This is a genomic window from Nocardia altamirensis NBRC 108246 (assembly GCF_001612685.1).
Lineage (GTDB): Bacteria > Actinomycetota > Actinomycetes > Mycobacteriales > Mycobacteriaceae > Nocardia > Nocardia altamirensis.
Window position 1 is genome coordinate 110,585 of sequence record NZ_BDAY01000016.1, and the last position, 15,518, is coordinate 126,102.

At 66.5% G+C, this 15,518-nt stretch carries 17 protein-coding genes; 7 read left to right on the forward strand and 10 right to left on the reverse strand.

Annotated features, from left to right (window positions below):
* The first annotated feature begins 52 nt into the window (after positions 1-52).
* Both NA11_RS11465 and NA11_RS11470 read left to right on the forward strand, forming a co-directional pair.
* A complete protein-coding gene (locus NA11_RS11465) occupies positions 53-919 on the forward strand; it encodes a GNAT family N-acetyltransferase (protein ID WP_084654532.1) in 867 nt (288 codons plus the stop codon).
* Between the two features lie 86 nt (positions 920-1,005).
* The gene (locus NA11_RS11470; protein ID WP_069161816.1) at positions 1,006-2,847 is read left to right on the forward strand and encodes a penicillin-binding transpeptidase domain-containing protein; all 1,842 of its coding nucleotides are present in this window, start codon (positions 1,006-1,008) and stop codon (positions 2,845-2,847) included.
* Here NA11_RS11470 and NA11_RS45575 read toward each other — a convergent pair.
* The 3 genes from NA11_RS45575 to NA11_RS11480 all read right to left on the reverse strand — a co-directional run bounded on the left by NA11_RS45575 (position 2,841) and on the right by NA11_RS11480 (position 4,442).
* The gene (locus tag NA11_RS45575) at positions 2,841-3,002 is read right to left on the reverse strand and encodes a hypothetical protein (RefSeq protein ID WP_167837621.1); all 162 of its coding nucleotides are present in this window, start codon (positions 3,000-3,002) and stop codon (positions 2,841-2,843) included. The two genes, NA11_RS11470 and NA11_RS45575, sit on opposite strands and share 7 nt — an antisense overlap.
* Positions 3,003-3,414: 412 nt before the next feature.
* Complete coding sequence (locus NA11_RS11475) at positions 3,415-3,915, reverse strand: peroxynitrite isomerase (protein WP_069161817.1); 501 nt, start codon at positions 3,913-3,915, stop codon at positions 3,415-3,417.
* 170 nt (positions 3,916-4,085) lie between these two features.
* A complete protein-coding gene (locus NA11_RS11480; RefSeq protein ID WP_439957061.1) occupies positions 4,086-4,442 on the reverse strand; it encodes a winged helix-turn-helix transcriptional regulator in 357 nt (118 codons plus the stop codon).
* A gap of 72 nt (positions 4,443-4,514) precedes the next feature.
* Here NA11_RS11480 and NA11_RS11485 point away from each other — a divergent pair, with 72 nt between their 5' ends.
* On the forward strand, positions 4,515-5,267 hold the full coding sequence (locus NA11_RS11485; protein WP_245745830.1) for an SDR family oxidoreductase: 753 nt from the start codon (positions 4,515-4,517) through the stop codon (positions 5,265-5,267).
* On the opposite strand, the gene NA11_RS11490 is transcribed toward NA11_RS11485, so the two are convergent.
* Positions 5,264-6,070: a 2OG-Fe(II)-dependent halogenase WelO5 family protein gene (locus NA11_RS11490; RefSeq protein WP_141717529.1), complete on the reverse strand. Its 807-nt coding sequence runs from the start codon at positions 6,068-6,070 to the stop codon at positions 5,264-5,266. The two genes, NA11_RS11485 and NA11_RS11490, sit on opposite strands and share 4 nt — an antisense overlap.
* A gap of 191 nt (positions 6,071-6,261) precedes the next feature.
* Positions 6,262-7,218, reverse strand: coding sequence for a hypothetical protein (locus NA11_RS11495; RefSeq protein WP_069161819.1), 957 nt, complete (start codon positions 7,216-7,218; stop codon positions 6,262-6,264).
* Positions 7,219-7,493: 275 nt separating this feature from the next.
* On the opposite strand from NA11_RS11495, the gene NA11_RS11500 reads away from it, so the two are divergent.
* Complete coding sequence (locus tag NA11_RS11500; protein ID WP_141717530.1) at positions 7,494-8,012, forward strand: DUF4254 domain-containing protein; 519 nt, start codon at positions 7,494-7,496, stop codon at positions 8,010-8,012.
* A 1-nt stretch (position 8,013) separates the two neighbouring features.
* On the opposite strand, the gene NA11_RS11505 is transcribed toward NA11_RS11500, so the two are convergent.
* Positions 8,014-8,514 carry a hypothetical protein gene (locus NA11_RS11505; protein WP_069161820.1) on the reverse strand — a complete coding sequence of 167 codons (501 nt, stop codon included), beginning with the start codon at positions 8,512-8,514 and terminating at the stop codon, positions 8,014-8,016.
* Positions 8,515-8,616: 102 nt separating this feature from the next.
* Positions 8,617-10,017 carry an APC family permease gene (locus tag NA11_RS11510; RefSeq protein WP_245745831.1) on the reverse strand — a complete coding sequence of 467 codons (1,401 nt, stop codon included), beginning with the start codon at positions 10,015-10,017 and terminating at the stop codon, positions 8,617-8,619.
* A gap of 200 nt (positions 10,018-10,217) precedes the next feature.
* Here NA11_RS11510 and NA11_RS11515 point away from each other — a divergent pair, with 200 nt between their 5' ends.
* Both NA11_RS11515 and NA11_RS11520 read left to right on the forward strand, forming a co-directional pair.
* Positions 10,218-11,057: an ABC transporter permease gene (locus NA11_RS11515; protein ID WP_069161822.1), complete on the forward strand. Its 840-nt coding sequence runs from the start codon at positions 10,218-10,220 to the stop codon at positions 11,055-11,057.
* On the forward strand, positions 11,054-11,863 hold the full coding sequence (locus tag NA11_RS11520) for an ABC transporter permease (RefSeq protein WP_069161823.1): 810 nt from the start codon (positions 11,054-11,056) through the stop codon (positions 11,861-11,863). Before NA11_RS11515 ends, NA11_RS11520 begins: the two co-directional genes overlap by 4 nt.
* Here the strand turns inward: NA11_RS11520 and NA11_RS11525 are convergent, their stop codons facing one another.
* The 3 genes from NA11_RS11525 to NA11_RS11535 all read right to left on the reverse strand — a co-directional run bounded on the left by NA11_RS11525 (position 11,864) and on the right by NA11_RS11535 (position 14,393).
* The gene (locus NA11_RS11525) at positions 11,864-12,724 is read right to left on the reverse strand and encodes a helix-turn-helix domain-containing protein (RefSeq protein WP_069161824.1); all 861 of its coding nucleotides are present in this window, start codon (positions 12,722-12,724) and stop codon (positions 11,864-11,866) included.
* Between the two features lie 156 nt (positions 12,725-12,880).
* Complete coding sequence (locus tag NA11_RS11530) at positions 12,881-13,981, reverse strand: hypothetical protein (protein ID WP_069161825.1); 1,101 nt, start codon at positions 13,979-13,981, stop codon at positions 12,881-12,883.
* A 130-nt stretch (positions 13,982-14,111) separates the two neighbouring features.
* On the reverse strand, positions 14,112-14,393 hold the full coding sequence (locus NA11_RS11535) for a YggT family protein (protein WP_069161826.1): 282 nt from the start codon (positions 14,391-14,393) through the stop codon (positions 14,112-14,114).
* Between the two features lie 599 nt (positions 14,394-14,992).
* Between NA11_RS11535 and NA11_RS11540 the strand changes: the two genes are divergently transcribed.
* Positions 14,993-15,352, forward strand: coding sequence for a DUF4254 domain-containing protein (locus NA11_RS11540; RefSeq protein ID WP_069161827.1), 360 nt, complete (start codon positions 14,993-14,995; stop codon positions 15,350-15,352).
* Positions 15,353-15,518: the final 166 nt, after the last annotated feature.

Below are 15,518 nucleotides of genomic sequence, written 5' to 3' on the forward strand. Positions count from 1 at the left end.
TGCGTTCGGCATAGCCGTACCACATCGCAGATTTTCGTGGCAGGCTGTCAACGTGCGGAGTCTGCTGGAGCCGACGCGAAGGGCGAAGTACGTCCCCGCGCGGCAGCTCGCGAACCGGGACCTGGGGCAGGTCCTTCGAATTCTGGATGCCGATCCGGTGGCCTCTTGTATGGTCGCGGCCCGGCTTCAAGAGTTCGGCTTGGATGCCTCGCGCTGTGGGCAGGGTGAGCTGTGGAGTCGCGGCGGCCCTGCGGAGTCGCTGTGTTTCTCGGGCGCGAATCTGGTTCCGCTGCGCGGCGACCATGATGCGTTGCGCGCGTTCGCGGATCGGGCAATCCGGTGGCCGCGGATCGCGTCGTCGGTGGTCGGGCGTCGGGAACTGGCGCTGCCGCTCTGGGAGATGCTGGCCGATCACTGGGGTCCCGAGCGCGAACTGCGCGGCGAGCAGCCGCTGCTCGCGCTCGCGCAGCCGCCGCTGGTCACGCCCGACTCGAACGTCCGCCGGGTGCGTCCCGACGAGCTCGACCGCTATCTGTGTGCGGCGATCGCCATGTTCATCGAGGAGGTCGGGGTCGATCCCCGGGCCGGTGACGGTGGTCGTGGGTATCGGCGGCGCATTCAGAGCCTGATCGAATCCGGCCGTGCCTGGGCACGTTTCGAGGACGGTGAGGTGGTGTTCAAGGCGGAGGTCGGATCGCTGTCGCGGCGCACCGGGCAGATTCAGGGCGTGTGGGTGCATCCGGAACATCGCGGGACCGGGCTCGGCACCACGGGCACGGCGGCCATCGCGAACGCGGTGGTGGCGTCCGGGCGCACCGCGAGCCTCTATGTGAACGACTACAACGAGGTGGCGCGCCGGGCGTACAGCCGTGTCGGTTTTCGGCAGATTGCGACGTTCTCCACGATCCTGCTCGATTGACCCGCTCGGCTGAAAACCGGTTCAGTAGAAAGCAACACGGAGCGGCGGCCGCGTTTGCCCAACGGTGACTACTACCATTTGTGCCGATGCCGACCAGTTCGTACCCACCTCGCGGGGTGGCCGCACCCAGGATTGATCCGCTGAGAAAACCGCTGCTCATCGCGCTGGCCGTCGCGCTCGTCGCGCTACCGGCTCTCGGCTGCGCGCGGGCGCCGCAAGGTCCGACTCCCGCGGCGGACGCGTTCGTCGATGCGTTCGGGCGCCGCGACCTCGCGGCCGCGGCCAAGCTGACCAATCAGCCGGAAAAGGCCAGTGCCGCATTGCGTTCCGCGTGGGACAAGCTGCAGGCCGACACGCTCACCGCCCGTACAGGTTCGGCCAGGGTCACCGGCGACACCGCGACGGTCGACTACACCTACGAGTGGCGGCTGCCCAAGGACCGAACCTGGCGCTACACCGGGCAATTGCAGATGGGGCGCAGCGACGGTCGCTGGGCCGTGCGCTGGACGTCGTCGAACATCCACCCCAAACTCGGTGACACCCAGACACTGTCGCTGCGCGCCAATCCGGCGCCACGCGCGCGGGTGAACGAGCAGGCGGGCAGCGATGTGCTGGTTCCCGGCCGGGTTTCCCGGGTGGCCTTCACCGCGGCCGACGCCGCGGACCCGGGCCAGGTCGCGACCGCGCTGGCCGCGGTGCTGAGCCGGTTCGATCAGCGGCTCACCCCGGAATCGATCCGCGACGCCGCCGTGGCCGCGAAGGGGGCCTACACCGTCGCGTTGCTCAGCGAGGCCGAATCCGACGAGGTGAACACCGATCTCATCGGTCTGCCCGGCGTCACGATCACCGCGCAGTGGGACCTGGTGCCCACCGACCGCAATTTCGCGCCCGACCTGCTTGCCCAGGTGCGCAAGACGGTGATCGCCGAGGTGGACGGCAAGGCGGGCTGGAGCGTGGTCACCATGAACGCCAACGGCGTCGACACCGATGTGCTGAACGAGGTGCCGTCGCAGCCCGCGCCCTCGTTCTCGCTCAGCGTGGATCGCAACGTGCAGAATGCCGCGCAACGGGCGGTCGACGCACGGACCGAGCAGGCGATGCTGGTGGCGATCCGGCCGTCCACCGGCGCGATCCTGGCGATCGCGCAGAACAGGGCCGCCGACCAGGACGGTCCGGTCGCGACGATCGGCCAGTATCCGCCGGGTTCGGTGTTCAAGACGGTGACCGCGGCCGCCGCGATGTCGACCGGGCTGGCCACGCCGGACACGGTGCTGCCGTGCCCGAGCCGAATCACCATCGGGGAACGCGTGATTCCCAACTACAACCTGTTCACCATCGGTGACGCACCGATGATCACCGCCTATGAGCGGTCGTGCAATACCGCGTTCGCCACGGTGGCCAGCAGGCTGTCCGGCGGCGCGCTGTCCGCGGCCGCCGCGAAACTCGGTGTCGGCCCGAGCTTTACCGTCGCCGGGCTACCGACGTTCACCGGGTCGGTGCCGCCGTCTGACGAGCTGATCCAGCGCACCGAGGACGGCATCGGTCAGGGCAAGGTGGTGGTCAGCCCATTCGGCATGGCGCTGATGGCGGCCACTGTCGCGCGCGGCTCGATGCCCGTGCCCTATCTGATCGCCGGGCGAACGACGACGGTCGAGCACGCGGCGCCGACCCTGACGCCGCAGGTGACTGCCGGGCTGCGGGCGATGATGCGCCGGGTGGTCACCGGCGGCACCGCCGAACGGATCGCCGATCAGGGGGAGGTGTACGGCAAGACCGGGGAGGCCGAGGTGGACGGCGGCTCGCACTCGTGGTTCGTCGGCTATCGCGGCGACATCGCGTTCGCGACGTTGCTGGTGCGGGCAGGCAGCTCCGACAATGCGGTCGCGGTCAGCCGCGACATGATCGCCGCGCTGCCGCCCGGTTACTGATCCGCGCAGTCCGGCGCCTGGTTGCTGAACGCCGAGCTGGTGGCTGCGTTGTCCAAGACTGCGGCTCCGGCGTCACCGCCGTCGAGGATCTGCACGGCGGCTGCCCCGCTGAGGATGATCGCGACGCTGGCCAGAATGGTGGTGGAACGCTTCATTGTTCGGCTCCCTCGGGTCAGGGGTATCGACGGGGGGAAGGTCGTGGCTGCTCCGCGAAGAATTCACTTCACGAAGTTGTCTGGAAGTTTGCTGACATCGGAACCGTAGGCAGGGATCGATTCGTTGAACAAGGGCATGTGGCGGACCGCACGATAATGGCCATTGATAGCCGCGCCCAGTAGAAAGTGTTGCAGCTCACATTCCGGATGAATCCCGGTGAGACTACCGCCGGGTGCGACGTATTTTTCGCGGAATGCGGCGATGGCGAAACAACTACAGGAGACCGGTGATTCGGCCAGATAAAATTGCGAATCCGGCGCTACGCGACGGAGGGTGTCCGGATTTCGTGGCGAACGAGTCTCGCGGATGACCCCGGTCGCCTAGGCTGTCGCCCGCTCTTGCCGCGGTGCCCTAATCGGCTTTGCGCAAGGTGGCGGCGAGATGGTGTTGTAGTGGCTCGCCGACCGCGGCCATGCGCAAGGTGTAGTCGATGGTGTCGCCCTTCAATTGAAAGGTGCGACCGAGGGCGGTGACCATTTTCGCGGTGCTGGTGCGGGCGATACTGGTGGAGTCGAATTCCAAATGCAGTGCGCCGTCGGCGACATTCAGTGCGCCCTCGCATATTTCGGTGATGCCGGTCGGGTGGGCCAAGATCAATTCGACGCGATCGGGGCTCGGGCAGCGTAGGTAGCCGGTTTCGGCGTGCAGCGGCCTGCCGTCGTCGGCGGCGCGGGTGCGCTGCCGGTAGGTGAGGAAGGGGCGGCCGAGGTGGCCGAACCGGACTTCCTCCAGGTAGTCGAACGACTGGATGGTCGGGTATTCGCCGTGACCGTTGCCGCGCCAGGTGCCGAGCAGCGGAGCCAGGGGTGCGATACCGGGATGGGGTGCGATTGACGGTTGGGGTTCGACCACGGCGCACAGCCTAAACCTGTTGGTTCGCGCGATGTTCCCATACCGCCGAATTTTTGACCAGGTTAAGGTTTACGTCACCCGCAGGCAGGCGATTTCAGCGTCCGGTTGGCGCCGATGGTGATCAACTCGTCTGCCACCCAGCCATCTTGAAGTCTCAGGTAGGCCGAAGGTCAGCTCGTCGAGTCGTCCTGCTGGGTGAGCGCCGATTCCCAGCGCTGCGACCAGGCCCATACCGGCGCCAGCGCGGCGGCGAGTTCTGTTCCCGCGGTGGTGAGCTCGTAGGACTTGTCCGTGTTCTTCACGATCAGCCCCGCGCTCTGCAGGTGCTGCAACCGCACCGAGAGCATGCTGGATGAGCAGTTGTCCATCCGGCGCCGCAGTTCCAGGAACCCGAGCCTGCCGGGTTCGAGCTCCCACAGCACGCGCAGAATCCACCGCTGACCCAGCAGTTCCATCGCGGCCAGCGGTGGTGCGTGTGCCGGGTCGACCCGGCCTCGCGGCGGCTTCGCGCCGTTTGCACTTCTCATTCAGAACTACCATAGTGATTCTGAATTAGAAGCAATTCGCCGGGCGGTCCGCCCGCGATCGAGAGGGAGACCGTGAGCACAGCAGCCGGACAACGCATCGTTCTGATCACCGGGGCCTCCCGTGGCATCGGCGCGGAAACCGCACGCACCCTTGCCGCCCGCGGCGACCACGTGCTCATCAACTACCGCGAAAAACTCAAGCGCGCCACGGTGCTTGCCGAGGAGATCGCCGCCGCGGGCGGTAGCGCCGCCCCGGCGGGTGCCGACATTGCCGACGAGAACTCCGCTCGTGCCCTCATCGACGGCATCGCCGAACAATTCGGCCGCCTCGATGTCCTCGTGCTCAACGCCTCCGGTGGGCTCGAACGCAACGCCGCCCCGGACTACGCGATGGCGATCAACCGGGACGCGCAGACCCGCCTGGTTCGACTTGCCTTGCCGCACATGCCAACCGGTGCGCGCATCGTCTTCGTCACCAGCCATCAGGCGCACTTTCACGGCCGCAAGCCGGTGCCCGCCGAATACGAGCCCATCGCCGCGAGCAAACGTGCGGGCGAAGATGCGCTGCGCGCGATGATTCCCGAACTGACGACCCGCGGTATCACCCTGCACACCGTCTCCGGCGACATGATCGACGGCACCATCATCGTCCAGTTGCTCGAGCGCCGAAATCCCGATGCCGTCGCCGCGCGTCGCACCCAGGCCGCGCTGCCCACCGTCGCCGAATTCGCCACCGCCGTAGCCGAAGCCACCGTCAGCACCGCCGAATCCGGGCACACCACCTACATCGGCGGACCCGACTATCTCGCGGACGTCCCGGCCTAGGACCACATGGTGAGGTCACCGCGTCTGGTCACGCCGAGGAACGCACCGACCGAGATCCGTTTCCCGCCACCGGTGGCGGGCAGCACCTGGTGCAAGTTCCTCGGGCAGAACAGGATCAGCTCACCGACCCGTGGCGCGACGGCGTGCGCGGCGACACCGTCGACCGCGCGGGCCGAATAGCCGCAGCGCATCGGGTTCTTGAACACCTCGATGTCGTTCGTCCACAGCCGATCCCAGATCTGCGTTTCCCCGCCGCGGCGGGGCGCACGGTAGTAGATGTTCCAGGCCAGCTGATTCTCGATCGCGCCGATGGTCCAGCGCGGTGCGTCCCGCGGCGCCCAGTCCGAATGTAATCGGGAGCCTCCGGAGAAGTCCCGGATGACGCCCGCGTAATAGCGTCGACGTCCCGAGCGGGCGACGTCGACGCGACCCGGCCACACCGCGCGTAGAGCGGCAAGCACGACCTCGACCGGATGCGGTCTGCCGCGAAATATCGCGTCGCGAATCTTCTCCTCCGCCGGTACTTCCGCGAAGTACTCCTCCGGTGCGTCGCTGCGCTCGATCTGGCTGACCCCGATCCGGCCGACCGACGAATCCACCCTTTCGTACGAGCCGAATCCGTGGCCGAGCATCGACTCCACCGAGCGGATACACGATTCCACCGAGATCATATTCGGCACCCGAATGGCGGATATCTCGTTGGCCAGCAACAAATTCAAGGCGGCCGAGGTCAGCGATTCCTGCTCCACCGCAGGCCAGTGGCGATGTCCCGTTACCACGGGGCGGCCAACGCTGCCGGCCATATGCGTATCCCCTCGGCCAGTTGGATACCCCTGAGTATCACAGCCTCCGAATGATGTGCGCTCCCGTGCCGCACGCGACGCGGAGACGGGGCCACCGTAATTCTACCGCTACCGGGCGCACACCTGGGTTCGAACCGATACAGCCACACCGGGTTTCGCGATAGCCCCACGATTGCACACGACGCGGCGGATCAGTGCGGATGATCAGGCCCAACCGGCGGCCACGGCGTATCGGCAAGAATGCGAACGGCATCGGACCGAATGAGCTCCAAGCTGAACTCCGCCGCGCGAATCTCACTGGGTACCACCGAAAGCCGCTCGGTGGTTGCGCTCTGCCGATACTGCGAACCACGCGGTTCGAACAGCAGTTTCGTGCCGTTGCGGAAGCTCAGCATGCCGAGGTCGATCACGTGTACCCGATGATGTTGCGGCACCCATGCCCTGGACACCACCCACACCTCGACACCCGCCGCGACATGCGTGCGCACGATGTCCTCGAGGATGGCGAGGTCGTCGGAACTGTCGAAAACGAAGATCCGCTCGACCGCAAGGCCGAGCCGCGCGATCGCCGATCGCTGTATCTCCAGGAACCGCTGGCCGAACGCGGCCTTCCAGAATCCGAAGGGCCCCATGCTCATCGCGCGATAGGCCTGCACGTCGTCGAGCGACCGTGCGCGCACGCTGTACGGTCCGTCGACGCTCACGGTGATCGCGCCGTTCGCCAGCTCGCGCAGGCTGGCCAGCAACTCTTCGGCTTTGCTTCGCCGCATGTCCTCGAAGACCTGAACCGCGCCGTGCTGATCGATGGCCTGGTAGGCCGAGACATAGTCGAGAACGAATTGCTTGCACGGCGGCGGCGCCGAAACGACAGGCGAAATCTCGCGCACCGCAACAGAAACCTGGTCGGCTTGATTGTGGAGTTCGGTGCGGACATCGCCCGCGGTTTGTTCCAGCCGCAGCACCTGTTCGATCAACAATCCGATGCAGACACCGAGCAGGCCGACAATGATCGCACCCTGCAACGTTTTCGATTTGTCGACCAGCGGCGGGACGACGGCGAGCGCCAGCGAGAGCAGGATGCCGACGGTCCAGAATGCTCGGCGGACTCGATGGGGCGCGCTGGCCAGGTCCGCCGCGGGAGCCGTCACCAACCACTCAGCGAGTATCGCAGATCAGCCTGGTCGCCGGGTCTGATCTCCGGCCCGCCGAATTAATGCGCGGGCGGGTTGGGCATAGCCGCAGGATATTAGTTCCGAGTGGCAGATTAAGGTGTGGTCACTCCGCGTTTGCCGTGGTCACAGGGTTTCGCGGACGGGCAGGTATGGAGGTAGTCGAGACGAGCGTGTCGGACGAGCGGAAGTGGGTGAAATCGACGTGGAGGGGGGAAGTCTCGTTCACGCTATCGATGTGTGCCGGGTGCGCGATGCGTGGTGGCGGGGCCGGCGACGGCACCGCCCGCAGGCCGGGGCGTGCTGCCGGACCGGGCGGGGGCGCTGAGGTGCCCAACGACCGGACGATCCCCGGCCGGGATCTGCTACTTGCCGCCTTCCGCGGCTTCCCGCACGACGATCATCCGATGCTGGAGGCGGCGGGCGAGCTGGCCCAGCTGCACCTTGCCCGCGACCGCGTCCCGGCAACGGAGGCGATCAAGCTGGACCGGCAGCGCATCCAGCTGGTCCGCACGATCGATCGATGGGTCACCCTGGCCACCCCGGTCCCGGAGCTCGCCGCACCCGAACACACCGAAACCGTCGGCAGACTGGTGGATCGGCTCGCGGGCATGACCGCGCAGGCGTTCGCCGCGTTGGCGCACGCTCCGGAGGCGGTCTTCTACGACGCGTGGGTACAGATCGATGAACTGGCCGACGTCTACCAGGACCTCATCGACGATCTGCGTGCCGGTCTCCGCCGATTACCCGACGATCCATATCAGGACTGCTGATCTACTTGCCGCGTCCGAACAGCCGGAACGATCGGCTCTTGCGTTGCGGCAGCGTCGCGTAGACCATCGTCATATCGGCGAACACCTCCGCCTCGCGTTCCCGATCGACCCCGAATTCGCTGCGCCCCAACACATGTCTGATCGATTGCGGCGAGAGCGATGGTAGCAGGACGGTCAGGGCAGGCGGCAGCGGTTCGGTGCGCTCGGCCTCGGCGGTGCCGTGGCCGAGCAGCATGTGTCCCACTTCGTGCAGGATGATGTGGTCGGCGTTGCGGCCGGTCGCGTCGGCGTCGTAGATGATGATGTCGTCGTGGTTGCGCGCGACCCACAGACCGCCTCCGCCGCAACCGATCTCGTTCAGCTGGGCCTTGGGTGCGGTGTGCAGGCTGATGGACCGGCCACGATGTGCGGCAACCGCCGCCAGGTAGGTGGTCAGGTTCCACGGGTTGGGGAGGGGCACGGTCCGGGTCGCATCACCGAAACGAGCTTCCATGCTGGTCATCGAGGCACACCTTACCCACCGTGCCGGTCCGAGTCACGGCCTGATTCGGGCCGATCGGACATGAGAATGATCATGTCGCCGCTCCGGCGCCGGTAGTTCGGTCTACTCGGCCGGTGGTGTCGCGGCGGCCGGTTCGGCGTGCGTGAACCGGATGACGAGGTAGTTCACGCCCCACAGCAGCACGCCGATCGCGAGCAGCACCCCCGCGATCACATACTGCTGCGGATTGCGGTCGGTCCACGGTGTCACCAGGAATCCACACGTCAACGCCCCGATCACCGGCAGTGCGGTGGGCGTGCGGAAATGGTCGTGCGCCACTGGATCTCGACGCAGCACCAGAACGGCGACGTTGACGACGGTGAACACGGCGAGCAGCAGCAGCGCGGTGGTGCCGCCGAGTTCGGGCACCTCGGCGACGAACGCGATCAGGCCGAGCGCGAGCAAGGTGGTGAACAGCACCGCGATATACGGCGTGCGCCGTCGGGCATGGACCCGCGCGAGCTGCGGCGGCAGCACCCGCTGCTTGGCCATGCCGTAGAGCAGGCGGCTGGCCATCAGCATGTTGATGAGCGCGGTATTGGCGACCGCGATCATGCTGATGTAAGCGAAGACGTGCGTGGGGAACGCGGGCGCGCCTGCCTTTACTACTTGCAGCAAGGGCGTATCGCCCTGGCCGAGTTGGGCGATCGGGACGAGGGCGACCGCGCTGATCGACACGAGGACATAGATGAATGCGGTGATGCCGAGCCCCGCGAGCAGCACCTTCGGGAAGATCCGGCTCGGTTGCTTGCACTCCTCGGCCATGTTCACCGAGTCTTCGAAGCCGACCATCGCGTAGAAGGCCAGTGTGGTCGCCGCGATGACGCCGCCGATCGCGGTGCGATCACCCGTCTCGAATTCGGTGATCCTGCTGAAGTCGCCGGTGCCTGCACCGAGTGCCCAGCAGCCGATCCCGATGACGATCAGCAGGCCGGTCAGTTCGATGCAGGTGAGCAGCACATTCAACTTCACGCCCTCGCTGATGCCGCGCAGGTTCACCAGCGCGACGACCACCATGAACGCCAAGGCGATGAGGGTGATGGCCGTTCCCGGACTCAGGTCCAGATCGAAGGCCGCGGAGAAGTTCGCCCCGAACGCGCGCGACGCGGTCGACGCGGAGGTGATTCCGGAACACATGACCGCGAACGCCACCATGAACGTGAAGAACTGAATGCCGAACGCTTTGTGCGTGTACAGGGCGGCGCCCGCGGCGTGCGGATATTTGGTGACCAGCTCCAGATAGCTCATCGCGGTGACCAGCGCGACGAGGAACGAGACGACGAACGGCACCCACACCGCGCCGCCGACCTCGTTGGCCACCTTGCCGGTGAGCGCGTAGATCGATGAGCCGAGGATGTCGCCGACCACGAAAAGCAGCAGCAGCCACGGGCCCATCACCCGCTTCAGCTCCGGTTCTTTCGTCCGTTCCGCGGTGATGTCGGCCATCTGGGCGTCCCCTGCCATCTAAGTCAACAGATGGATGAAAGTACCCGAACTGACCCGAAACTAACCGTCCGCCTTTTACCTCCGCTGGGAAAACGCCGATGTGGTGAACCGAAAGGCCCGCTGTCTCGGTATCTCCTAGGACAGCCGCCGACGACATGCGGGCAGGTGCCGGGTTCCCGGCAATTCGGCGCGGGTTTCCGCAGGATGAGAGCGTGCAGATGAGCCTGCTGACGGTCGCGTCGCGGCCACGGATCGGGACGATCGGCCCGGGCTGGACCGGGACGATCGCCCAGTGGTGGGTGCTGACGGTCCGCCTGATCCGGCCGTCGTGGCGCAACGGGGAACTGGTGACCGCCGTCCTGGCGCCGGTGGTGTTCACCCTGGGCTTCTATGTGCCGTTGAACCTGGTGATGAGCGGGTACGGGCACGGGCTCAGCAGCTATGCGCAGTTCCTGCTGCCGATGATCGTGATGCAGGCGGTGGCGTTCTGTGCGACCTCGGCGGCGTTTCGGGCGGCCACCGATGCCAGGGACGGGCTCACGGTGCGGTTCGGTGCGCTGCCGATGCCCGCCGCGGTGCCGCTGGCGGCGCGGATCACGGCCGCGCTGTATCGCGCCGTCGTTTCGCTGGCGATGGCGCTGGTGTGCGGTCGGCTGATCGGCGCCGAGTTCTATGGAAGTGCTTGGGACACAGTCGGTTTTGTGGCGTTCTCGGTGCTGGTGACGGTGGCGCTGTGTCTCGGCGCCGACCTGATCGGCAGCGTGACCGGGAACCCGGAGGCGATCACGCAGGTGCTGGTGTTCCCGCAGGTGATTCTCGGCCTGGTCTCCACCGGGCTCGCGCCCGCGAGCCAATTCCCTTCGTGGTTACAAGGTTTCGCGCGCAATCAGCCGGTGTCGCAGTTCGTCTACGGGTTGCGTGCGCTGGCCGGTGATTCGAGCGGCAACGCGGGCGTGGTCGGGTGGGCGGTGCTCGGGCCCGGGCTGGCCTGGGCCGTGGGGATGGTGCTGGTGTTCGGTGCGCTCGGCGCGGTGGTCGCCATGCGGAGGTCGGGATGACCGCCGAGGCGCTGCCGATGGCGCCCGGTCGGACCGAGACATGGCGGCTGCTGGTGCCGCAGACCGTCATTCAGACCAGGCGACTGTTGTTGCGGTGGTGGCGTGACCCGTTGACGATGGTGCAGTCGCTGCTGTTTCCTGCGGTGCTGCTGATCGTGTTGAACACCGTGCTCGGCAAACAGATCTCGGCGTTCGCCGGGGCCAGTGCGCTGTACGGCTCGGTGCCGATGGTCGCGCTGGTCGGGGTGATGTCGGGATCGCTGGCCGGTGCGATCACGCTCGGGCGGGAGCGTGATGAAGGCTTGCTCGCCCGGCTCTGGGTGCTTCCGGTGCATCGCGCATCCGGGCTCGCGTCCCGCATTCTCGCCGAGGGCGTGCGAATTCTGTTGTGCACCATGGTGTTGTTCGCGGTGGGCGGGATACTCGGGTTTCGCTTCGAACAGGGCGTGCCTGCCGCGATCGCGCTGTTCGGGGTGCCGTTGCTCTACGGGCTCGGCTTTGCCACGCTGGTCACCGCCGTCGCCGTGTTTGCCGCGAAATCGGCTCTGGTTGAGGCGGTTTCGCTCGGCTCGGCGATCATGATGTTCTTCAGCACCGGGTTCGTTCCGCTGGCCGCGTATCCGCGCTGGGCGCAGCCGATCGTCGCGCATCAGCCCATGACCCAGGCGATCGACGCGATGCGCGGGCTGTCGCTCGGCGGTCCGGTCCGCGGTCCGCTGTTGGCGACGGTGGCGTGGTCGGTCGGGGCGATCGTGGTGTTCGCGGTGCCCGCCGCCGTTGGCTACCGGCGGGCCAGCCGGGCCTGATCAGCCCAATCGCGCGGCGGCCTCGGTGATCAACTCGGCAGAGTCGCGCGGGCTCAGCGCCATCGCGCGCAGCTGGTCGAAAATGACGCCGAAGCGCCGGATTTCGGGATGGCCCTCGATCAGTTCGTCGCCGGCGATGCCCTCCACGTACACCAGCTCCGGATCGGCGGGATCGTGGAAGTCGAGCAGCGTAAAGGGGCCTGCCATGCCGGGATGCGCGCCCGCCTCGAACGGGAGGATCTGCAGGATCACGTTCTTGCGCTTGGTTTCCTGGAGCAGGCGATCCAACTGGCCGCGCATGACGGCGGCGCCGCCGACGTGGCGCCGAATCGCCGCCTCGTCCATCACCACCCAGAGTTCGAGCGGGTCCTCCTTGGTGAGGTTGGCGGCGCGATCCATCCTGGCGCGCGCACGATCCTCCATCACCGACGCCTCGACCTTCGGCATCCCGGTGTCGATCACCGCCGTCGCGTACTCCATCGTCTGTAAAAGCCCTGGGATGATGGAGGTCTGGTAGTGCCGGGCGGACAACGCCTCGGCCTCGAAGTTGATGTAGGCCGCGTACACTTCCGACACGCTGCCCTCGTACGCACGGGACATGCCTGGCTTGAGCGCATCCGACAGCAGCTCGATGGCGTCGTCGCGCTGATCGTCGGTGACGCCGTAGAGATCGAGCATGGCTTGCAGCGTGCGCCGCTGCGGGCGGGCCTGCGCGGTCTCGATCCGATACAGCGTGGTGACGTTGATGCCGGTCTTCGAACTCACGTCTTCTTTACTGAGCTCGGCGTGTTCGCGCATCTCGTGCAGCATGGCCGCCAGCCTGCGCAGTCGCACGGTAAGGACGGTGCGCTTGCCTGCCATGGCAACATCCCTTTCGGTTCGCCAAGAGCCCGCAACCTGCCGCAATAGTGCAGTGGGAGGGTGGTCGTAGCCTTAGAGACTACAACCTTCCAGAATGGTCCGGTCCAAAGTTGACGTTCCAGATCTGCGGCGTTCGGGATGGATTCGCCGGCGGTGTTACGCGGGAGCGTCGGTGCGGCGCAGCCAGAGTCTGCTCGCGGTCGCGTCGTCGCTGGTGGCCACGAGCAGGGCGCCTGCGAGGATGCCGAGCCGCGCCTGGGCTGCGGCGACCGGTAGTGCGAGGTCGTGCCAGGCGGTGCAGTCGCGGTTTGTCGTCATCAGGTGCGCGGTGCCGTCGATGCGAACGGTGGTGAATACCTGCGGATCTCGCAGGAGCACCTGGGAAACCTCGACGGTGGCGCCCGACGGGCCCGTGGTGGGGGAGCTGGTGGTGGTAGGCCAGCAGAGCAGCTGCGGAGGGGCGGTGATGGTTTGGCCGAACAGGACACAGCCGGTGCCGTCGCAGCCGACGCGGGTGGCCACCGAATCCTGGCCGGGTAGGTCGATGCGCTGCCAGGTTCGGCCGTCGGGTGACGTCCATGTCAGCGGGAACAATGCGCTGCCGCGCAAGGTATTGCCCGCGACGACGAAACCGGCGGGCCCGGTGGCGACGCCCGATGCGCCGGTCAGCTCGCCCGGCGGTGCGGCCAATGCCGGGTCGTCGGCCTGCCGATCCCAGTGCACGCCGTCGGTCGAGGTCCACACCGCCGCGCCGTATCGTCCACTGGCGCCGTCCCATTGGCCGACCAGCAGATCGGTGGCACCGAGCGTGGCGGCGGCGTTGACCGCGATCGCATGCGGGCCGCCGAAGAGCTCCATCGCCTGCGGGTGTTCGACGAGCGCGGTGGGGGTTCCGCTCCAGCTCGTCATGCGTGGATTGCTGTGTGCGCCACCGAAGGCCTGGCCGAGGACGACGATCCGATCCCCGATGCCGACCGAGATCAGTTCCGTCTGAAAGGCATAGGGACTGTGCGGTTCGACAGCGACTGTGCGCCAATCACTTCCGTCGGCGGTGGTCCACGCCGCGGGTGCGCGGCCCTCGGGGCCCGGCACCGAGCCGATGGCGAGCAGCCCGCCGTCGACCGGTGTCAGCGCGAGAATGCGTGCACCGGCGGCGGGGAGGGAGAGCTCGCGCCACTCCGAGGTGGGCACGTCGGCGGCGCATGAGGTCAGCAGGGCGAACACCGAGAGGAGCGCCACGACCAAGGATCGGCCCATCCGCCCACTGTGCCAGACCGGCGCCGATTTCGATGGAATACCTTGCGGGCCAATCCTGCTCAGCGCGACGAGTGGCACATGGTGGCGCGGCTTACTCGACAAACGCCGCGGTCATGTGCCACTCGTGCGACTACAGGCTGTAGGCGACCGCGCGCAGGATGAGCGCGACGATGAAGACCGCCGTGAACGCCAGGTCGAGGGAGAAGCCTCCGGTCCGCACCGGCTTGAGCACCCGCCGCACCGGTGCGATGACCGGCTCGGTGCCCGCATGGGTCAGGTCGCGCGCCCGGCTCACCCACGGCTGCCTCGGTCCGGTGGACAGGGCGTCGATCCAGTCGAAGATCAGCCTGGCGAGCATCACCAGGATGAACAGCGTCAGTACGAACCCGAGCAGAGCTCCGATCAAACCCATCCCGACCTCCTCGTTAGTGGCCGTGTGGCCGTCCTACCCGCATCAACGCTGCCAGCCTACGCATGGTGTCCCCTTTGTCGGTTTTCTCAGTCGATTATCAGACACCAGCAGTCCCGGATTGACGGACCGGTAGGAATTGTTTTACCGCGCTGAGTATGTCGTGAGAATCGAGTGTGAATATCGAACTGGGAACGGTTTGTCTGCGCACGGCATGGCGGGTTGCTCGAGGGATGCTCGACAGGCACGATGGCTTTCATTCGTGCACGGATGTGATGGGTGGTTCGTGGATGTGTCGGCGCCGACTCCGTTGCGGCTAGCCCACTCTGGGGCAGGCGACACGCCGGTGAATGGGCGGGTGCAGCAGTGCGGACGCACTCTTGCGTTCTTGCAAATGTAAGAGCATGATCCAGCTAGCCTAGTTGTGAACAACCGATCCGATGACCGGGATAACCGAATCGAGAGCCAATTATGTTGGTACAAAGCGTGTTGGTGTCGGGTGAGCCTGGGGTGTGGCGATGAGTGCTCCAACGGTGGGGGTACTGCCGACAGCTCCGCAATTACTGTGTGCCTTTCAGGGGCGGCGTTTCCAGGACCGAGAAATGCTCAGGTCCGCGCATGCGCTCGCTGAGCTACACGCACGCCGTCAGCAGGTGCGGGACACCGCCCTGATTATCGAAATAGATTGTCGCCGAAGCGAGCTCGTCGACGACATCAATGATTGGATCGGTAAGGAGATTCCACAGCATCGCAACGGGGCTTCCTTGCACACCGAGAGCCTCGGCGCGGTCGTCGACCGGATGGCACGCAGCTGGGTGGACGCGAATCAAGCCATCGATGCCGAGGGCGCGCGCAGTGACAACACCCATAAACACTGGTACCACCTGGCCGAACTAGTTGACGGGTACACTGATCTGGTAACCGACGTGGCCGGGGGCCGCCGCCGATTGCCCGAGCAATAGTGACACTGCCCGACAGCGTCGCTGCCCGAAAGGCGACGTCCCGAGCGTAGTCATCCGACCAGTGGCTGCACTCGGACGATCACGTCGCCTGCACAGTGACGGCGGGCGCAACGGGGCGCCCCGCCCGGCGTGCCGCGTGGTCGACTGGCGCGGCACGCCCGCAGGG

Coding starts and splice junctions, on each gene's coding strand:
- NA11_RS11535 (WP_069161826.1), bottom strand. CDS start 14,393: ATGGGTTTGATCGGAGCTCTGCTCGGGTTCGTACTGACGCTGTTCATC.
- NA11_RS11525 (WP_069161824.1), bottom strand. CDS start 12,724: ATGGCAGGCAAGCGCACCGTCCTTACCGTGCGACTGCGCAGGCTGGCG.
- NA11_RS11480 (WP_439957061.1), bottom strand. CDS start 4,442: ATGAGAAGTGCAAACGGCGCGAAGCCGCCGCGAGGCCGGGTCGACCCG.
- NA11_RS11530 (WP_069161825.1), bottom strand. CDS start 13,981: ATGGGCCGATCCTTGGTCGTGGCGCTCCTCTCGGTGTTCGCCCTGCTG.
- NA11_RS11490 (WP_141717529.1), bottom strand. CDS start 6,070: ATGGCCGGCAGCGTTGGCCGCCCCGTGGTAACGGGACATCGCCACTGG.
- NA11_RS11505 (WP_069161820.1), bottom strand. CDS start 8,514: ATGACCAGCATGGAAGCTCGTTTCGGTGATGCGACCCGGACCGTGCCC.
- NA11_RS11540 (WP_069161827.1), top strand. CDS start 14,993: ATGCTCAGGTCCGCGCATGCGCTCGCTGAGCTACACGCACGCCGTCAG.
- NA11_RS11500 (WP_141717530.1), top strand. CDS start 7,494: ATGCGTGGTGGCGGGGCCGGCGACGGCACCGCCCGCAGGCCGGGGCGT.
- NA11_RS11520 (WP_069161823.1), top strand. CDS start 11,054: ATGACCGCCGAGGCGCTGCCGATGGCGCCCGGTCGGACCGAGACATGG.
- NA11_RS11515 (WP_069161822.1), top strand. CDS start 10,218: ATGAGCCTGCTGACGGTCGCGTCGCGGCCACGGATCGGGACGATCGGC.
- NA11_RS11510 (WP_245745831.1), bottom strand. CDS start 10,017: ATGGCAGGGGACGCCCAGATGGCCGACATCACCGCGGAACGGACGAAA.
- NA11_RS11470 (WP_069161816.1), top strand. CDS start 1,006: ATGCCGACCAGTTCGTACCCACCTCGCGGGGTGGCCGCACCCAGGATT.
- NA11_RS45575 (WP_167837621.1), bottom strand. CDS start 3,002: ATGAAGCGTTCCACCACCATTCTGGCCAGCGTCGCGATCATCCTCAGC.